The sequence below is a fragment of the Acinetobacter sp. LT1 genome (assembly GCF_059800965.1).
This window is the reverse complement of the sequence record NZ_JBBAXE010000011.1, coordinates 106477-122929: the sequence shown is the minus strand read 5'-3', so window position 1 is coordinate 122929 and position 16453 is coordinate 106477. Positions and strand designations below refer to the sequence as shown.

Sequence of the window (16453 nt, the reverse complement as noted above, 5' to 3'; positions counted from 1 at the left end):
CATCTTTACACCTGAATAAATCCATTTGTTTTATTTGTGATGCTGCGCCACTAAATGCTGGAAGTAAGCAATACCATGCTCACTGATACCAGAGCGTTGCTTGTCGGTCATAATACGACCTTGACCACGATAACCACGTGATTTCAAACCACGTTGTACGCTTTCGACCAAGTTCAAATCTTCAGGACGGAATACATTGCGATACCACTCAATTAAGTCTTTCTGATCTTGAGTGAGTTCTTCGTTCGTGAAGTAAATATCGTAATGCTGCAAAGTCGTTTCTGCATCTACTGGGAACTCATAGATCACAGTCATGAAATTGCTGCCCGGTGGTACATTGAACATCGTGCAAGGCCAAGTCCAGAAACCGTGAAATTCAGGATCTGTTACTGATGGATCAAGCTTAAATGACTTCTCAGATGAGCGAGCAAAGCCATATTGCAATGTCCAGTTCTGATGTGTGGTATGCCAATATTTATCAACTTGTACGGAGTCAGCAAAACCAGGATGTGCAGGCCCACAGTGGTAACATTCTAGATAATTATCGACAATTACTTTCCAGTTTGCTGGCGTTTCTGTCACGAAACGTGCTGCCAGTTTCAAATCTTTAATTACGCTACATGCTTGATTTAAACGCTCAGCAAATTCCGGAAGCTGGTCTTCTACGCATGTCGCACTTTCATCCATATTAATGAAAACAAAGCCTGCATATTCCTCAACTTTTAAAGGCACCATGCTTGAATTTTCTTTGTCAAAAGATTCGACATGGTCACAGTTACGCGCCAAGGCTAAGCTACCGTCTAGCTTAAAAGTCCAAGCATGATATGGACAAGTAATTACATTTTTTGCTTTACCACTGCCACTTAAAAGTTCGTGACCACGGTGCGGACATACATTATAAAAAGCACGTAAAACGCTATCTTTACCACGAATGATGACAATATTTTCACCAATTACTTTACGGGTAATATAATCATTCGGTTGTGCCAATTCACTGCCATGTGCAATACAAATCCAGCTTTTAGCAAAGATTGCTTCTTTCTCATGCTCAAAAACTTGCGATGAAGTATAGAAAACTTTAGGGAAAGTCCATGCAACATCTGGGTTTGCACAAAAATCTTCAGGTAATTTTTCAACTGCACTCATGTTTTTACTCCATTAAATTCTTTTCGTCCAAATGACTCGATATTAAATTGATATCTTTTCGACACTGCCAAACATGCGGCGTATCGCACTTAGCATGTTTTGATATAAATGTTGAACTTCAGGACAGTCACGCATCAGACGTAAACTGCCATGTAATAAACCTTTGCCTAAATGGAACTCGTTAGGGATACCTGCTTGTTCCACTTTTTGGGTAAGGAAATAACCGTCATCACTTAAAGGGTCATATTCTGCAACCGCCACAAAACTTGTAGGCATATCTGAAAAATCAGTTGCCAATAAAGGCGCTAGACGTAAATCCTGCCAATCTTGTGAATTCGGTGCATACTCCTTTAAATAAAAATGCATATCTTCCGTTGTGAGTAACGGCGCATGGGCATGCTTTTGTGCGGCTGGTGTATCAAGTGCTGTAGTTAAACACGGATAAACCAAAGCCAGCCCTTGAGCTTGTAAACCACTATGCTGTAGATGCACTGCAACGGCTGCTGCTAAGTTACCGCCTGCGCTATCGCCTGCTAGAACGATATTTTCACTATCAATCTGCCAGTCAGAACCATGCTCTTTAAGCCATTGATAAACTGCTAAACAATCTTCAAAAGCTGCTGGAAAGCGATGTTCTGGTGCCATGCGGTAATCCACACCAATGACAACTGCATTTAGGTCCTGACATAAATAACTGGTAATAAACTCATGTGAATCGAGTCCACCGACCATCCAACCGCCACCATGTAAATACAACACACACGGCCAACCAGCTTCAGGTCGTTTAGTTTTTGGTGAATAGATGCGAACAGGTACAGGATGCTCTGCATTTGCAACAACTCGGTCTTCTACTTCGATCTTGCCATCACGAGGCAAAGTATAGTGTCGACACATTGCGTCATATGCTGCACGAACTGAGTCAATATCTGCATCTGCTGGTGAATAAATGCTGCTCCAGTACACAAGACTTTGCATTTCTTCACTTAAGGCATAAGTGGTCTGTTCACATGTAGTCATTACCGTTCCCTCTAGCTGGTTTTTCTGTCCAGTTTGATTGAGCTTGCAAGCTCTAGCTGCATCCGTTTTGCATGTTCATCTTGAGTCTGGTTTAAACCAATTTCCGCATCATCATAACCTTGTTGCTCAATTAAATGTGATGGGACTTTGGCATAATCCTGAATCAACCATTTCACTAAACCATAGGTTTGAATCAGAATAATCACAATGAATGGTAAAGCCGTCACAATAGTTGCCGTTTTCATGGTGTCTAAAGGTGCCTTACTAAAGATCATGGCAATTGGAACCAAAGTCAGCATGACACACCAGAACAGACGGGCATTTGGCGATGGATCTTGCCCTTCACTTAAACCGCGTGTACATGTTGCTGAAACTGCATATCCGACCGCATCCATATGTGCTGCCAAGAACACCACCATAATGCCTAGGAAAATCCACATCATCAGCTTTCCAGCAGGTAATAGGCTGAGCAATTGACCAATTGCAACCTCACCACCCTGTTGGCTTAAGATTTGCGGTACATTTACAGCCCCATGAATAAAGCTATAAACACTGTAGTTTTCAAACACACCAAAGATGAACCAAAGACCAACACTGCCACCAATCACCATGGCAAAGATCACTTCTTTAATAGTACGGCCTTTAGAAACACGTGTTACAAACAGTGCCACACCCGGTGCATATGAAATCCACCATAACCAGTAGAAAACAGTCCATTCACGAGTAAACTTGCCATCGCCCATTGGGTCGGTAAACAGACTCATATCAACAAAGTTGGTTGCCATTAACCCGAAACTCATTAATGAGTTATTCAAAATGAATTGAGTTGGACCAAAGCACAGTACATAAATCGCAAATAACACCACGCCTAAACACACCATGTGACTTAAACGTTGCATGCCTTTATCCATACCCACATACGAACTGAGTGCGAACAGAACTGAAACACCCAAAATAATGATGACCTTAGTCATAAAAGTATTTGGGATACCTGTGAGCTGCGACAAAATATTGGTAAATGTCACAGCAGTGAGTACCAATGAAATCGTCAATGCACCAAACATGCAAAGCAAGAACATAAGGTCAACTAAACGTCCAACCACGCCGGTTGATTTAAAGCCTGTCACAGCCTCAATCACTGAAGCTAAACTTAAACCTTTGTTTTTTCTCACATGGTAGCTGTAGCACAAAGAAATTGATGCCAAAGCATAAATTGCCCATGCACTTAAACCTGAGTGAAAAAACGAGTAAGCCACGCTATATTTCAATGCTTCTGCTGACTCAGGCGGTAAGCTCAAACCCGGAGTTTGATAATAGTAAGCCCAGTCCAAAAAGCCCCAGTACAATGTAGAAGACCCGATACCCGACAAGATGAACATAAAAATCCATGACATCGTGGTGTATTGAGGCTTTCCTTCACCGAGTTTAATTTTGCCGTATTTACTAAAAGCTAGACCAAAAGTAAAAATAATGGCTAAAAAAGCAAACAGTAATACTGGGGTTGTAAATACCGATGTCGTCCACTGCATCCATGTTGCAGCAATCTTTATCGACTCTTGCGAATAAATCGCCAAACCAGCAACTGAAATAAATACAAACAGTAAACTGGTTACGGCAAGAACTTTATCCGTATAAATTTTTGTGTTTTGATTATCCATATCCATACATCCATTTTTGGATGGCGTTATTCCATAGCGAACACGTCCATTTTAATTTGGGCTACACACGATGCAATTGCATCTCCTACCTCATAAGTTTTTGCCTGACCACCGATATCGGCTGTCTTTGGCCCATTAATTAATACATGCTCAATCGCCTGCATAATGTCCTGACCTGCTTGAATGCAACGTTCGTCTTCTTCGCCAAAGAATTCGAACATCATGGCACCTGACCAAATCGCAGCGATTGGATTGGCAATTTGTTTACCGTAAATATCTGGTGCCGAACCATGTACAGGTTCAAACAATGATGGGAATTTTCTTTCTGGGTTTAAATTTGCCGAAGCAGCCAAACCAATAGTTCCTGTACATGCAGGGCCTAAATCGGAAAGAATGTCGCCAAATAAATTCGATGCAACAACCACATCAAAGCGTTCAGGTTGTAAAACAAAACGAGCTGCTAAAATATCAACGTGCTGTTTATCGGCTTGAATTTGTGGATATTGTTTTGCCATCGCATCAACGCGTTCATCCCAATACGGCATGCTGACGGCAATACCATTTGATTTGGTCGCTGCTGTAATTTTTTTCGCATCACGCTGATTTGCAAACTCAAATGCATAACGCAAAATGCGATCTACGCCATGACGTGTAAATACGGCTTCTTGTAAAACAAACTCTCGATCTGTTCCTTCAAAAGCCTTACCACCAATGGCTGAGTATTCCCCTTCACTGTTTTCACGAACCACGTAAAAATCGATGTCGCCCGGTTTTTTACCTACCAATGGACATTTCACACCTGGCATTAAGCGCACTGGACGTAAATTCACATATTGGTCAAAACCACGACGGAACTGGAGCAGCGAACCCCAAAGCGAAATATGGTCAGGCACTTTATCTGGCCAGCCTACAGCACCAAAGTAGATTGCATCGTAGCCCTGTAAAGTTTCAAACCAATCATCCGGCATCATTTTGCCGTGCTCTAGGTAATAATCACAGCTAGCCCAATCGAAAGCATCTAACTGAAGATCAATGCCGTACTTCTCTGCTGCTGCCTTTACAACCTTAATGCCTTCTGGTAGAACTTCTAAACCAATACCATCGCCTGCAATCGTGGCAACTTTATATCTTTTTGCCATAAGCTTCCTTCACACCTTCGCCTAATATCCTTGTATGGCTTAAACATGATGTTTTAAGCAAAAATGATCAACAACAGAACTATCACTCCAATGGACACGGATCGTGAACAATCTACCTAACCTATCGGATTTAAAGGTTTTTTGCACAGTCGCTAAACTAAAAAGTTTTGTCGAATCTGCTGAGGAACTTGGGACATCGCCAGCTTTTATTAGCAAGCGAATTAATATTTTAGAAAACACCTTAAGCTGCAAACTTTTTCATCGCAGTACACGTCATGTTAGCCTGACGGAAGATGGCAAACTCATCCTTGAGAGAGTTTCAAATATTCTTGAAGAATTTGATGAAGTCTGTGAACTGGTAAATAACCCACTCAGTACGCCTACCGGTCGTATGGATATTATTAGTAGCTTTGGTTTTGGCAGAAAGCATATTGCACCAATTCTGTCTAAATTAATGATGCTTTATCCAAAACTTCAGATTCATTTTGACACCATCGACAATACCAAAGACCTGATTCAACACAGTATTGATTTAGACATCAGAATTGGTAATGAAATTGCGCCAAATATGATTGCGAAGAAGTTAGCTTCTAACTTTCGAATTTTGTGCGCTTCACCGAGTTATTTACTTAAACACGGTGTACCAGACAGCATTGAGGATTTGCAAACACATGATTGTTTGACGATTAGTGAGCGTGATCAATCGTCTGTGCTATGGAAATTTAGGCATGCTTCTGAAGATGTCTCAGTGCATATCAAACCACGTTTTGTTTCGAATAACGGCGAAATTATTCATCAACTTGCCATAGAAGGCCACGGGATTATTTTCCGATCAATTTGGGATGTTGCAGATGAATTAATTACAGGTCAACTCCAACACATTTTGCCCGAATATTGGCAAGATGCAGATGTTTGGGCAGTTTATCCATCACGACTCAAAAGCTCATCTAAATTACAAACCTGCATTTTGTTTATTCAAAACGAATTGCTCAATCGTTTACAGCATGTGCAGAACTTAAGTCGTGGACAACTCATTTCACCAGCCGTCAAACGAGAACCGCCGCCTGAAAAAGTCTTTTTATGAAAAAAAGCCCTAAGTGAGGCCTATTCACTTAGGGCAATCGTTTACTTTTAAATTTTAGAAATAATATCCAATTGAAAGATAAAACAGTTTATCCCAGTCATTACTGCTGCCTTGTGCAAGGCCATTTGCCCCACCACCTACCATTGGGTCATTCTTACTCATAATATATTCACCCTGAATACCAATGGCTTTGTAATTAAAATAAATCCCTGCTATTAAGCGTTCAGAGTCTTTATAACCATTCTCATCTTTAAAAAAGCGGCTATGAGAGATATAAGGCTTAATATTTTCAAGTTTGTGAAATGGCTGAGCAAAGGTATAGTTAATTTCATTGACTAGATATTTGCCTTTATTAGCGACTTGATACGGGTAATCAAATGCTCCAATGGTTGAGCTATTTGGAAATAAATTATCACCATTGGTGACATCTTGCTTACCTACTAAGAACATCCATTGCCATGCTTGATATTGCGTTTGAGCAAATACATTCCATGATTTGCGGTGTCCATCTTCATCTGTTCTTTTATTTTCTAAATCAGAATACCAGACTGAACCACCTAACTCGGTCGAAAATTTTTGAACTTTATCAAGTTCAAATTTTCTAGAGGCTCGCGCAATCCACATATTCTTTTCTTCAATATTAGTTCCTACCATCAAGTCATCAGTTTCAACGAAATTACCGCTGTATCTACTTGAGTCTTTTGACGTTCCCTTATAGTTTCCTCCATCAGTTGGATAGAAACCTAAGGTCAAATTGTATTTATCATCTGCAAATTTATATTTAATCCCCAGATTATCGATGTCTTCTAAACCAACGGTATTTAAAAGCGTTTCGTAATAACTACTCCCCCAAAATTCGCCAAAGCCAAAATCAACGGGTTGCAAACCTGCCGTGATTCTCTGCTTGTCGGATAACTTATAACCCACCCATGCTTTTTTTAGAAAAATCGCATCACATAAGCGATCATATTGATAACAACGGGCATCCGCACCTGCAATCCAATCTGGATTTTCATAACCTAGCACTAATTTAATATCAGTTAATCGCCAGTCATCATTTTGAGAACCTTCATTTGCATCAACCACATAATCTTTATGCAAATAACGGGAACGCACGGCACCAGAAACTTTAAACTGTCCCGAATCCAAAGTTGGATCTCCCCAACTCAAATCAGCAGCAGAAGCCTCTACTCCCGCCGTTAAACTTAAAATTCCTAAAAATAATAATGACCTTTTCATGTCTTCAACATCCTTGTTAAGTGTTATAAGAACATGAAGAAATTGATCTAGACAAACAATGCCATAACTATAAAGTCGGTCTTTACAAACTGTGTTTAATCAAAAAATAAGCATAAAAAAAGACCACGCAGGAGCGTGGTCTATAAAATGGTGGCTATGACGAGACTTGAACTTGTGACCCCCGCATTATGAGTGCGGTGCTCTAACCAACTGAGCTACATAGCCGAAAACTGTGCGCGCATTATCTTAACTTCTTTAACGCACGTCAAGAAAAATTTTAAATAAATTAGGTGAAGTGAGCCTATAAGCCGGGTTCTGTCGAGGATGGCCATTCCTCTAGGCGTACAATCACTCATACGCTCAAGCGACCTACCCGAATCCAGTACGGGCCGTACCTCAGGATTCCTATTTGGTCTTGCTTCTGGTGGGGTTTACCATGCCGTGAACTGTTACCAGACACGCGGTGCGCTCTTACCGCACCCTTTCACCCTTACCTCACGAATGAGGCGGTCTACTCTCTGCTGCACTTTCCGTCGGCTTTCACCGCCCAGGCGTTACCTGGCACCCTGCCCTATGAAGCCCGGACTTTCCTCCCCTGCTTCAGTCACGAAGACCTCCACAGCAGCGACCATCCAGCTCACTTCAGGGGCGCATATTAACAAATTTATTTACTAATTGCTTGTGCTTTTTTGAGCAATTAATTTTTTATATTTGTCGAATAGCTCATCTTCCGTCTCCACATGCTGCGGATCTTTAGGAATACAGTCCACTGGACAAAATAACTGACATTGCGGCTGGTCATGATGACCAACGCATTCAGTGCATAAATCTGGATGAATTTCATAAATCACTTCACCCATGAAAATAGCTTCATTTGGGCAAACTGGTTCACAAACATCACAGTTTATGCATTCATCGGTAATATATAACGACACTTTACCAACCTTGTTGATGTTTACGTTCAAAGGCCTCAACCACAGCTTGCGGAACAAACTTGGTTACATCCCCTTTTAAACGAGCAATTTCCCGAATTAATGTCGAAGAAATAAATGAATACTGCTCAGATGGTGTTAAAAATACTGCTTCAAAATGTGGGTCAAGTTGACGGTTCATATTGGCAAGTTGAAATTCATATTCAAAATCAGAAACTGCTCTTAAACCACGAAGTACTGCTGTTGCCTTTTGCTCTTTGAAAAAATTAACTAGTAAACCATCAAAGCCTACAAATTCAACATTTGATAAATGGCTGAGTGATGTTTGGGCCAGTTCAACTCTCTCTTCTAGACTGAACAAAGGATTTTTATGATGTCCAATTGCAATTGCTACTACAACCTCATCAAACATTCTTGATGCTCTAGTAACTAAATCAACGTGTCCATTCGTGATGGGGTCAAATGTTCCAGGATAAATTACACGCGTTTTAGACATCCGCTAGTACTCTAATTGTATTGTGAACCTATTTTAGCAAAAGTTATACATGAGGCGAAATATTGACGTGCAGGAAAAACTTCACCTTAGCATCAGTTTACGGCACAATAGGCATAATTGTGGAAGTTTGAATTATGGCGAAAGCAACAGTAGTAAAGAAACATAATGGCGGAACCATCGCACAAAATAAACGTGCCCGTCATGATTATTTTATCGAAGAAAAATTTGAAGCTGGTATGTCTTTACTCGGCTGGGAAGTAAAGTCTTTACGTGCTGGTCGCATGAGTTTGACAGAAAGTTATGTCATTTTTAAGAATGGTGAAGCGTTTTTATTTGGTGCACAAATTCAACCGCTCCTTTCAGCATCTACTCATGTAGTACCTGAAGCTACACGTACACGTAAATTATTATTATCACGCCGAGAACTAGAAAAGCTAACAGGTTCAGTTAACCAAAAAGGTTACTCATGTGTTCCTTTAGCATGTTACTGGAAAGGTCACTTGGTTAAACTTGAAATCGCGCTTGTGAAAGGTAAACAGCTTCATGACAAACGTGCGACTGAAAAAGATCGCGATTGGCAGCGTGATAAAGCTCGTATATTTCATAAGTAATTAAATAAAAAGCCTCTTTTTAGAGGCTTTTTTATATCGCGGAATTTATTAATTTAATCTATATAAGAGTCCAGCAATATATTCGCCAAACCATTTAGCTGTATCTAAATCACCTTGTGGAGGAGTAATTTCAACAGGTGCATTATCTGACTGCGTCATTAAACCTAAACAACTCGATAATCGATTTAAATCTTTTTCACTATGCCCAGTCGTCATTAAAGGTAAACCTGACCAAAGCATGCCATGTTGCATCGCAAAAATATTTAATTGTTGTAATACCGCCAATTTATCGCCGCTTAGACCACCTGAGTTTGCAAAGCCAGCTGCAAGCTTTCCTTGCCACAAACGCTCTTTCCAACGTTTAGAAGTACTGTCCATAAACTTTTTAAAGTCAGCGGTCATACTCCCCATATAGGTAGGCGAACCAAAAATAATACCGTGCGATGCATCAAGTGCATCCCAATCAATATGTTCAATATTCATTAAATGTACTTTTACACCCATCACCTCTGCCCCAGCAGCAATAGCGGAAGCTACCTTCGCGGTATGACCATATGGACTGTGGTAGACAATAGAGAGATGTTTTTCAGGCGAAGACATAAGATTAAAGTTTTGAGCGATTTTTTCTATTTTATCATTTTATTAACGCTTGCTAAACCTTCATCTATAAATATGAAATATAAGGTTTTCACTACTGCATACTATAGAAATATTTTCAAATTAAATAAAAAACTCTCCTATTTTTAATAAATATAAAATAAGAGAGTCATTTAAGGAAGTTATCAAAACTTACATAAAAACAAACGTAGCCATACGTCCTGTCTTCGCATCACGACGATAAGAAAAATACTCATCACCCTGTTGATAAGAACATTGATCTCCACCTAAGACTTGTTGCACACCTAGACTTTGCAAAATAAAGCGTGCAATGGCATATAAATCTGCATGAAATTTATTTGGAGCCACGCCCTCAACAAAAGCTGTTTCCAACTCTGGATATTTATCACAAAAAGCAGTTTTTACTTCGGCCCCAATTTCAAAACAAGGTTGACTGATTGCAGCTCCTAACCATGCCCAAGTTGGAGGATTCTGCATAGCGGCTACTGTATTTTCAATAATGCCACCTGCTAAACCACGCCAACCCGCATGCAAATTAGCAACTTCACTGCCTTCGGCATTTCCCAACACGACTGGTAAGCAATCAGCCGTCATCATCATTAAAGCATGACCTTTAGTTTGAGTAACTAAACCATCACCAATTAAAGCTTTAAAGGGAATTTGTTCATTTACAGTATGGCAAATCGTACTATGCGTTTGGGTCATCCATGTCATTTTTTTAACACCAAATTTCGCAAACTCATCTAACAATATCATTCGATGCTGTTGAACACGTTGTACCTCATCTTTGACATGTAAAGCCAAATTAAAGCCAGATAATTCAAGTTGATCCGTTGGTAATGCCAAAGGATGTTGAACACGTGTCTGCCCTACAAATACACCTTGAGGTAAACCTTGAACAAATTCCATATGCACGTCCTTAATATGCAGCGTTTTCTGAACGTAACACATTCACTAAATGTGTGAAATCTTCAGGCCACGGCGCTTCAAATAGCATTTCTTCACCAGTACGAGGGTGTTTTAAGCCCAATTTCGCTGCGTGCAATGCCTGACGTTTAAAACCACGTAAAGTTTCAATGAGCAATTCAGATGCACCAGCTGGCACACGTACACGGTTCATATAAACCTGATCGCCAATCAAACCGTAACCAATATAACTAAAATGCACACGGATCTGATGTGTTCGTCCTGTTTCAAGACGAGCTTGTACACGGGTAAAATCTTTAAAACGTTCTTTTACATTGTAGTGAGTTACTGCATCTCGTCCACCCGGTAAAATTGCCATTTTCACACGGTCAACTGGGTGGCGTTTGATTGGTTCATCAATGGTACCGCCAGCAATAATATTTCCATAAACAACCAAGTCATATACACGGTAAACCGTTTTATTTGCCAACTGTTTACTTAAAGAAAATTGAGCTTCTAGGCTTTTAGCAACAACCAGTAAACCGCTGGTATCTTTATCAATACGGTGTACTAAACCAGCGCGCGAAAGTTCTGCCAATTTTGGGAAATGGTAAAGCAAAGCATTCACTAAAGTTCCAGAACTATTGCCTGCTCCTGGATGTACCACCATGCCTACTGGCTTATTAATGACTAAAATATCATCGTCTTCATAGACAATATTAAGTGGAATATTTTCAGGTTGACTCGTCGTCTGAGCTTCGAGCTCTACTTCGAGCGTAAGTAGCTCTGTTCCTTCACAACGGTGCTTAGGCTTGACAATGTTACCATTCACCAACAGATGGCCATCCTTCAACCATTGCTTGAGCTTTTCACGCGAAAACTCGCTCCACACCAAAGCTGCTACCTGATCGATACGTTGTCCCAGATAGGTTTCATCTAGCTGAACTTGCAACGATAAACGTGTTGCAGTTGTATCAGAAGTATGGTTATCTGCATCCTCAGAATCTTCAAGTAAATTGAAGTCGGTTTCAGAGAAGTTTGTGTTTGAAGATTGTGCTGAAGTCATTTGATCATTGAGATAAAAGTGGTTTAATAGCGCAATTGTAGCTCATTGCCCAACATAACAGAGGAGTTTTTATGTCGCTACCACGTTATAAAATTACGATGCTTGCCTTATCTTTAGGCGTAGCGTCTGCATTTGTGGGCTGTAGCAGCAATCCAAGTAAAAAAGAAGTGGTCGATACTGGCCCTCAATCTAGTGAACAAGCTTACTTCGAAAAGGCCCAAAAGTCGCTTGACCGTGGTCAATATCTTGATGCGACCAAGTCTTTAGAGGCAATCGATACTTATTATCCGACTGGACAATACGCTCAACAAGCACAACTTGAACTTCTATATTCGAAATTTAAACAAAAAGATTATGAAGGCACCATTGCCTTAGCAGAACGTTTTATTCGTTTAAATCCTCAACATCCAAATGTGGATTATGCTTATTATGTTCGTGCTGTTGCCAATATGGAGCAAAACTACGACAGTTTGATGCGTTATACCTCTTTGCAACAGTCACATCGTGATGTGAGTTATTTAAAAGTTGCGTATCAAAACTTTGTTGATTTAATTCGTCGTTTCCCAAGTAGCCAATATTCTGTTGATGCTGCTCAGCGTATGAAATTCATTGGGCAAGAACTTGCTGAAAATGAAATGACTGCCGCTCGCTTCAACGTTAAGCGTAAAGCTTGGATCGCCGCTGCAGAACGTTCGCAATGGGTGATTGAACACTATCCACAAACACCTCAAATTCCAGAAGCTTTAGCCACTTTGGCATATAGCTATGACAAGTTAGGTGATAAAGCTACTTCGCAACAATATATTGAAGTTTTAAAACTTAATTATCCAAGCTTGGTGAAAAAAGACGGCACAGTTAACATGCGTGCTGCTCGTAAAGAAGGTAACTGGATCAACCGTGCAACTTTAGGTATTTTCGGTCGTGAATCGACTGCTGCAACGCCAGAGAGCACAACTGAAGCAGAAGCTCCAAAACGTGGTTTCCTCAACCGTGTTAGTTTTGGTTTAATTGGTAATTCAGATAAAGAAGAAACTAAAGCACCAGAACAAACACCTGTTGAAGCTCCTAAGTCTGAACGTAGTTGGACAAACCGTTTAAGCTTCGGTTTATTAGACAAACCTGAGTCACAAGCAGCAGAAAATACAACTGTTGCACCAGCTGTAACCTCTACTGAAGCTTCAACTGATGTTCAATCAGATGAGGCAACACAAGGTGCGGATGACGCTGCTCAATAAGTTTAAGCTTTAAAAAACATCAACAAACAGGCAAGTGATATCACTTGCTTGTTTGTTTTTATAAAATATTAAAATATTTATTGGGCATATCTCGATTCATCATGTCAGAATATTCTGACTTACTGTCTCATCAAGTTTTAATACGGTTATCTGAATTATGGCAATTCCACAACATACGATTGATCAAATTCTAGATCGCACAGATATTGTCGATCTGATTGGTCAGCGTGTGAAATTGAAAAAAACCGGACGTACATATTCCGGCTGTTGCCCTTTTCATCAAGAAAAAACGCCATCATTCCATGTCTACCGTGACAAACAGTATTATCACTGCTTTGGTTGTCAGGCTAACGGAAATGCAATCCGTTTTCTTATGGATATTGATAACCGAAACTTTATTGAGGTAATGAAAGAATTATCGAGCAGTACTGGAATTGAATTACCCAAAGATAATACTGAGAATAAAAAACTATCTTATACCCGTCAGGTTACAAAGCCACCTGTTACTAAAACAAATACGGCTGAGCCTGTAACTTCACAGCAGCCATCAGATGAAAGCTACAACACGCTTGAACCCGTATTTTTTGATGACCCTTTTGCTCAGTTCGAACAGCCGTTTAGCTTTGATGAACCAGTTCAAGAAGGTAATTTATATGACTTACTGGAAAATGTTGCTCAGTTCTATGAACAACAATTACCTCATAGTCAAAAGGCAAAAAATTACTTTAAACAGCGTGGACTAACCAATCAGACTATTCAATTTTGGCGCTTAGGCTATGCTCCAGAAGACTGGCAACACCTAGAAAAAGCTTTTCCTTATGATATTGACGGCTTAAAACAACTTGGACTTATCCGCTCGAGCGATAATGGCCGTGATTTTGACCTATTACGTGACCGCGTTATTTTCCCAATTCGCGACCCGAAAGGCCGAGTGGTTGGCTTTGGTGGGCGTGCATTAAATGATGAAATCAAGCCCAAATATATTAACTCGCCAGATTCAGAAGTCTTTCATAAAAATCAGCTACTTTACGGACTTTATGAAGGTAGAAAACTTAAATCTAGCGATTGGTTAATGGTTGAAGGCTATATGGATGTCATTGCGCTTCAGCAATATGGCATTACAGGAGCTGTAGCAACCTTAGGAACTGCAAGTAATACTGAACACCTTAATATTTTATTTAAACAAAATAGTCGTATTACCATTGCTTTTGATGGTGATGCTGCTGGTCAAAAAGCAGCACGCAGAACTTTAGAAATTGCTTTACCCCTTCTCAATGATGGTCGTGAACTTAAATTTTTTGTTCTACCCAATGATCACGATCCAGACTCTCTCATCCGTCGAGAAGGACTCGAAAATTTTCAAAAACTATTACAACAAGCCCCTCTTTTGTCCGATTTCGTGTTTGCGCACTTAACAGGTCAACACGATATCAGTACGCCTGAAGGGAAAAGCTTAGTCATGGGTGAACTCAGAGAACTCACCGAGTTATTACCAAAACAAGGTTCTTTCCGTTACTTACTTACTCAATCTTTCCGTGAAAAACTCGGACTAGGTAAACGTTTTACCCCACAAATCAGCCACGATGCCTCGCTCTCATTTAACATCCATACTAAAGATGAAGACTTTGCGATTGCAATTTTAATGCATCATCCTTTTCTTTATATTCATTTTGAAGGATTACGGGCTTATATTCACCAAGATGAATTATTAGCCAAAGTACTGGCAATCTTAAATCGTATTTTTGATGATTTACCGGATGATCAAGAGTTGGCAACTTATTATGTGCTTGGTGCTTGTAGTAGTTACTGTCATGAAATCGCCGATATTATGCAAAGAACCAATATTCAAGCACTAACACAGGCACCTGAAGTAGCTGACAAGTTAGCTAAAGAATATTCATTAAGTTTGCAAGAAAGATATTTACGTCAGAAGCTGAAATCACCGATTTCTTTAATTGAATCAAGAAATCTAAGACAACAATTGAATGAATTAACAAAACAAATTAGCTTAAAGTTGTTGTCTTAATGTTTTGGCTTACGCTCATGATCAAATACATCCTGTAAATGCTGTTGTAACCATTCAAAATAATCAGGATTTTCTGCTTTAGCAGCTTCACGTAACAAGATAGATGTGGGATGCATAAGTTTTTGCGTCAAACGGTGAGCAAATTGCTGTAACACCTGTTCGGCATTCTCACCATGATGCAAAGCTTCTAACGCATGTGTAAGCTCTTGTTGACTAATCTCTTCACTGTGCTGGCGGTAAGCATGAATTGTACTACCCGCCTCTTTAACCTTTTGATGCGTAATAAGCTGAGTAGCTAATTGATTAACCATGACCTCTGCTTCAACAGCCGCCTGACGACGTTGAGCAAGGTTTTCATCAATCACACTTTGTAAATCATCGACACCATATAAATAGACCCCATCAAGTGCTTCAACTTTAGGATCTATATCACGTGGTACCGCTAAATCAACCATTAACATTTGTTGGTAGCGGCGTTTTTTTAATGCAGCCTTAACATCAGAATAAGCAATAACTTGATATAAACTTCCAGTACAGCTCGACACGACATCAGCACGATATAAATTCTCTGCTAATGCTGAAAACTCAATGATTTCAACTTCAACCTGTTGTGCAATCTCCTGAGCCAGCTGGTCAGCACGCTCACGGCTACGATTACAAATAATAATCTTCGCGACACCCATTTCAGCCAAATGCTTAGCAACCAAGCTATTCATTTCACCTGCAGCAACAACCATTACGGTAAGCTTTTCAGGCTTACTAAAAACTTGTAAAGCAAGTTGTGCAACAGCATACCCCATCGAAACAGCATGACTACCGACCGCTGTTTCGGAACGTACACGTTTAGCTGCATAGAAAGCGTATTCAAAAACACTATTTAATTCAGGAGAGACCGTTTGAGCTTCTTTAGACAATGCTAAAGCACTTTTAACCTGCCCTAAAATTTGCGGCTCACCAAGCATGAGAGAATCTAGACCACTCGCCACTCGCATTAAATGTGTAATCGCCTGCGTATTCTCGTAACGATAAACATGATGAATTAACTGCTTTACATCAATATTATTGGCATCAGCTAACCATTTTAGAAGGCTTTCGGCGTTTTCTGCCATGGCATAAACTTCTGTACGGTTACAGGTCGAGACGACCACCAAATCCTTTAAGTTTTGGTGATGGCGTTGTTCGGCAAGCAAGCGACTTAATCGCTCTGCATTGAAAGCAATTTGTTCGCGGAGTTCTACAGAAGCTGTTTGATGGTTGACACCCAATGCAAAGAAAGACAT

At 40.1% G+C, this 16453-nt stretch carries 15 protein-coding genes, 1 tRNA gene and 1 other RNA gene; 4 read left to right on the top strand and 13 right to left on the bottom strand.

Annotation, left to right across the window (positions count from 1 at the left end; all coding sequences use genetic code 11):
• Positions 1-30: 30 nt before the first annotated feature.
• The 4 genes from cntA to WBW42_RS12560 are packed head-to-tail and all read right to left on the bottom strand — an operon-like array spanning position 31 to position 4960.
• On the bottom strand, positions 31-1146 hold the full coding sequence (cntA, locus tag WBW42_RS12575) for a carnitine monooxygenase subunit alpha (protein ID WP_032056891.1): 1116 nt from the start codon (positions 1144-1146) through the stop codon (positions 31-33).
• Positions 1147-1188: 42 nt separating this feature from the next.
• Positions 1189-2163, bottom strand: coding sequence for an alpha/beta hydrolase (locus tag WBW42_RS12570; protein WP_032056892.1), 975 nt, complete (start codon positions 2161-2163; stop codon positions 1189-1191).
• A gap of 11 nt (positions 2164-2174) precedes the next feature.
• The gene (locus tag WBW42_RS12565) at positions 2175-3827 is read right to left on the bottom strand and encodes a BCCT family carnitine transporter (protein ID WP_080749776.1); all 1653 of its coding nucleotides are present in this window, start codon (positions 3825-3827) and stop codon (positions 2175-2177) included.
• Between the two features lie 20 nt (positions 3828-3847).
• Complete coding sequence (locus WBW42_RS12560; RefSeq protein WP_032042202.1) at positions 3848-4960, bottom strand: tartrate dehydrogenase; 1113 nt, start codon at positions 4958-4960, stop codon at positions 3848-3850.
• A gap of 103 nt (positions 4961-5063) precedes the next feature.
• On the opposite strand from WBW42_RS12560, the gene WBW42_RS12555 reads away from it, so the two are divergent.
• Complete coding sequence (locus tag WBW42_RS12555) at positions 5064-6044, top strand: LysR family transcriptional regulator (RefSeq protein WP_001061607.1); 981 nt, start codon at positions 5064-5066, stop codon at positions 6042-6044.
• Between the two features lie 54 nt (positions 6045-6098).
• Here WBW42_RS12555 and WBW42_RS12550 read toward each other — a convergent pair whose 3' ends face one another.
• The 5 genes from WBW42_RS12550 to coaD all read right to left on the bottom strand — a co-directional run bounded on the left by WBW42_RS12550 (position 6099) and on the right by coaD (position 8711).
• On the bottom strand, positions 6099-7283 hold the full coding sequence (locus tag WBW42_RS12550; protein WP_032056894.1) for a porin: 1185 nt from the start codon (positions 7281-7283) through the stop codon (positions 6099-6101).
• A gap of 148 nt (positions 7284-7431) precedes the next feature.
• Positions 7432-7508, bottom strand: a tRNA-Met gene (locus tag WBW42_RS12545).
• 63 nt (positions 7509-7571) lie between these two features.
• Positions 7572-7927, bottom strand: an RNA gene (gene rnpB / locus WBW42_RS12540) — RNase P RNA component class A.
• Between the two features lie 27 nt (positions 7928-7954).
• Positions 7955-8218 (bottom strand): YfhL family 4Fe-4S dicluster ferredoxin, encoded by a 264-nt coding sequence (locus WBW42_RS12535; RefSeq protein ID WP_005070936.1) that lies wholly within the window; start codon positions 8216-8218, stop codon positions 7955-7957.
• 1 nt (position 8219) lies between these two features.
• A complete protein-coding gene (gene coaD, locus WBW42_RS12530) occupies positions 8220-8711 on the bottom strand; it encodes a pantetheine-phosphate adenylyltransferase (protein ID WP_005070938.1) in 492 nt (163 codons plus the stop codon).
• A gap of 134 nt (positions 8712-8845) precedes the next feature.
• On the opposite strand from coaD, the gene smpB reads away from it, so the two are divergent.
• On the top strand, positions 8846-9322 hold the full coding sequence (gene smpB, locus WBW42_RS12525; protein WP_002120348.1) for an SsrA-binding protein SmpB: 477 nt from the start codon (positions 8846-8848) through the stop codon (positions 9320-9322).
• A 48-nt stretch (positions 9323-9370) separates the two neighbouring features.
• On the opposite strand, the gene WBW42_RS12520 is transcribed toward smpB, so the two are convergent.
• From WBW42_RS12520 to rluD, 3 genes are all read right to left on the bottom strand, one after another.
• On the bottom strand, positions 9371-9922 hold the full coding sequence (locus WBW42_RS12520; protein WP_032056895.1) for a flavodoxin family protein: 552 nt from the start codon (positions 9920-9922) through the stop codon (positions 9371-9373).
• Between the two features lie 189 nt (positions 9923-10111).
• Positions 10112-10849 (bottom strand): peptidoglycan editing factor PgeF, encoded by a 738-nt coding sequence (gene pgeF / locus WBW42_RS12515; protein ID WP_032056896.1) that lies wholly within the window; start codon positions 10847-10849, stop codon positions 10112-10114.
• Between the two features lie 10 nt (positions 10850-10859).
• Positions 10860-11912: a 23S rRNA pseudouridine(1911/1915/1917) synthase RluD gene (gene rluD / locus WBW42_RS12510; protein ID WP_005075271.1), complete on the bottom strand. Its 1053-nt coding sequence runs from the start codon at positions 11910-11912 to the stop codon at positions 10860-10862.
• 71 nt (positions 11913-11983) lie between these two features.
• Between rluD and WBW42_RS12505 the strand changes: the two genes are divergently transcribed.
• Positions 11984-13147, top strand: a complete 1164-nt coding sequence (locus WBW42_RS12505; RefSeq protein ID WP_032056897.1) for an outer membrane protein assembly factor BamD — start codon at positions 11984-11986, stop codon at positions 13145-13147.
• Between the two features lie 157 nt (positions 13148-13304).
• Positions 13305-15173: a DNA primase gene (locus tag WBW42_RS12500; RefSeq protein WP_032056898.1), complete on the top strand. Its 1869-nt coding sequence runs from the start codon at positions 13305-13307 to the stop codon at positions 15171-15173.
• Here WBW42_RS12500 and hemA read toward each other — a convergent pair.
• Positions 15170-16453, bottom strand: a complete 1284-nt coding sequence (gene hemA, locus WBW42_RS12495; RefSeq protein WP_032056899.1) for a glutamyl-tRNA reductase — start codon at positions 16451-16453, stop codon at positions 15170-15172. The two genes, WBW42_RS12500 and hemA, sit on opposite strands and share 4 nt — an antisense overlap.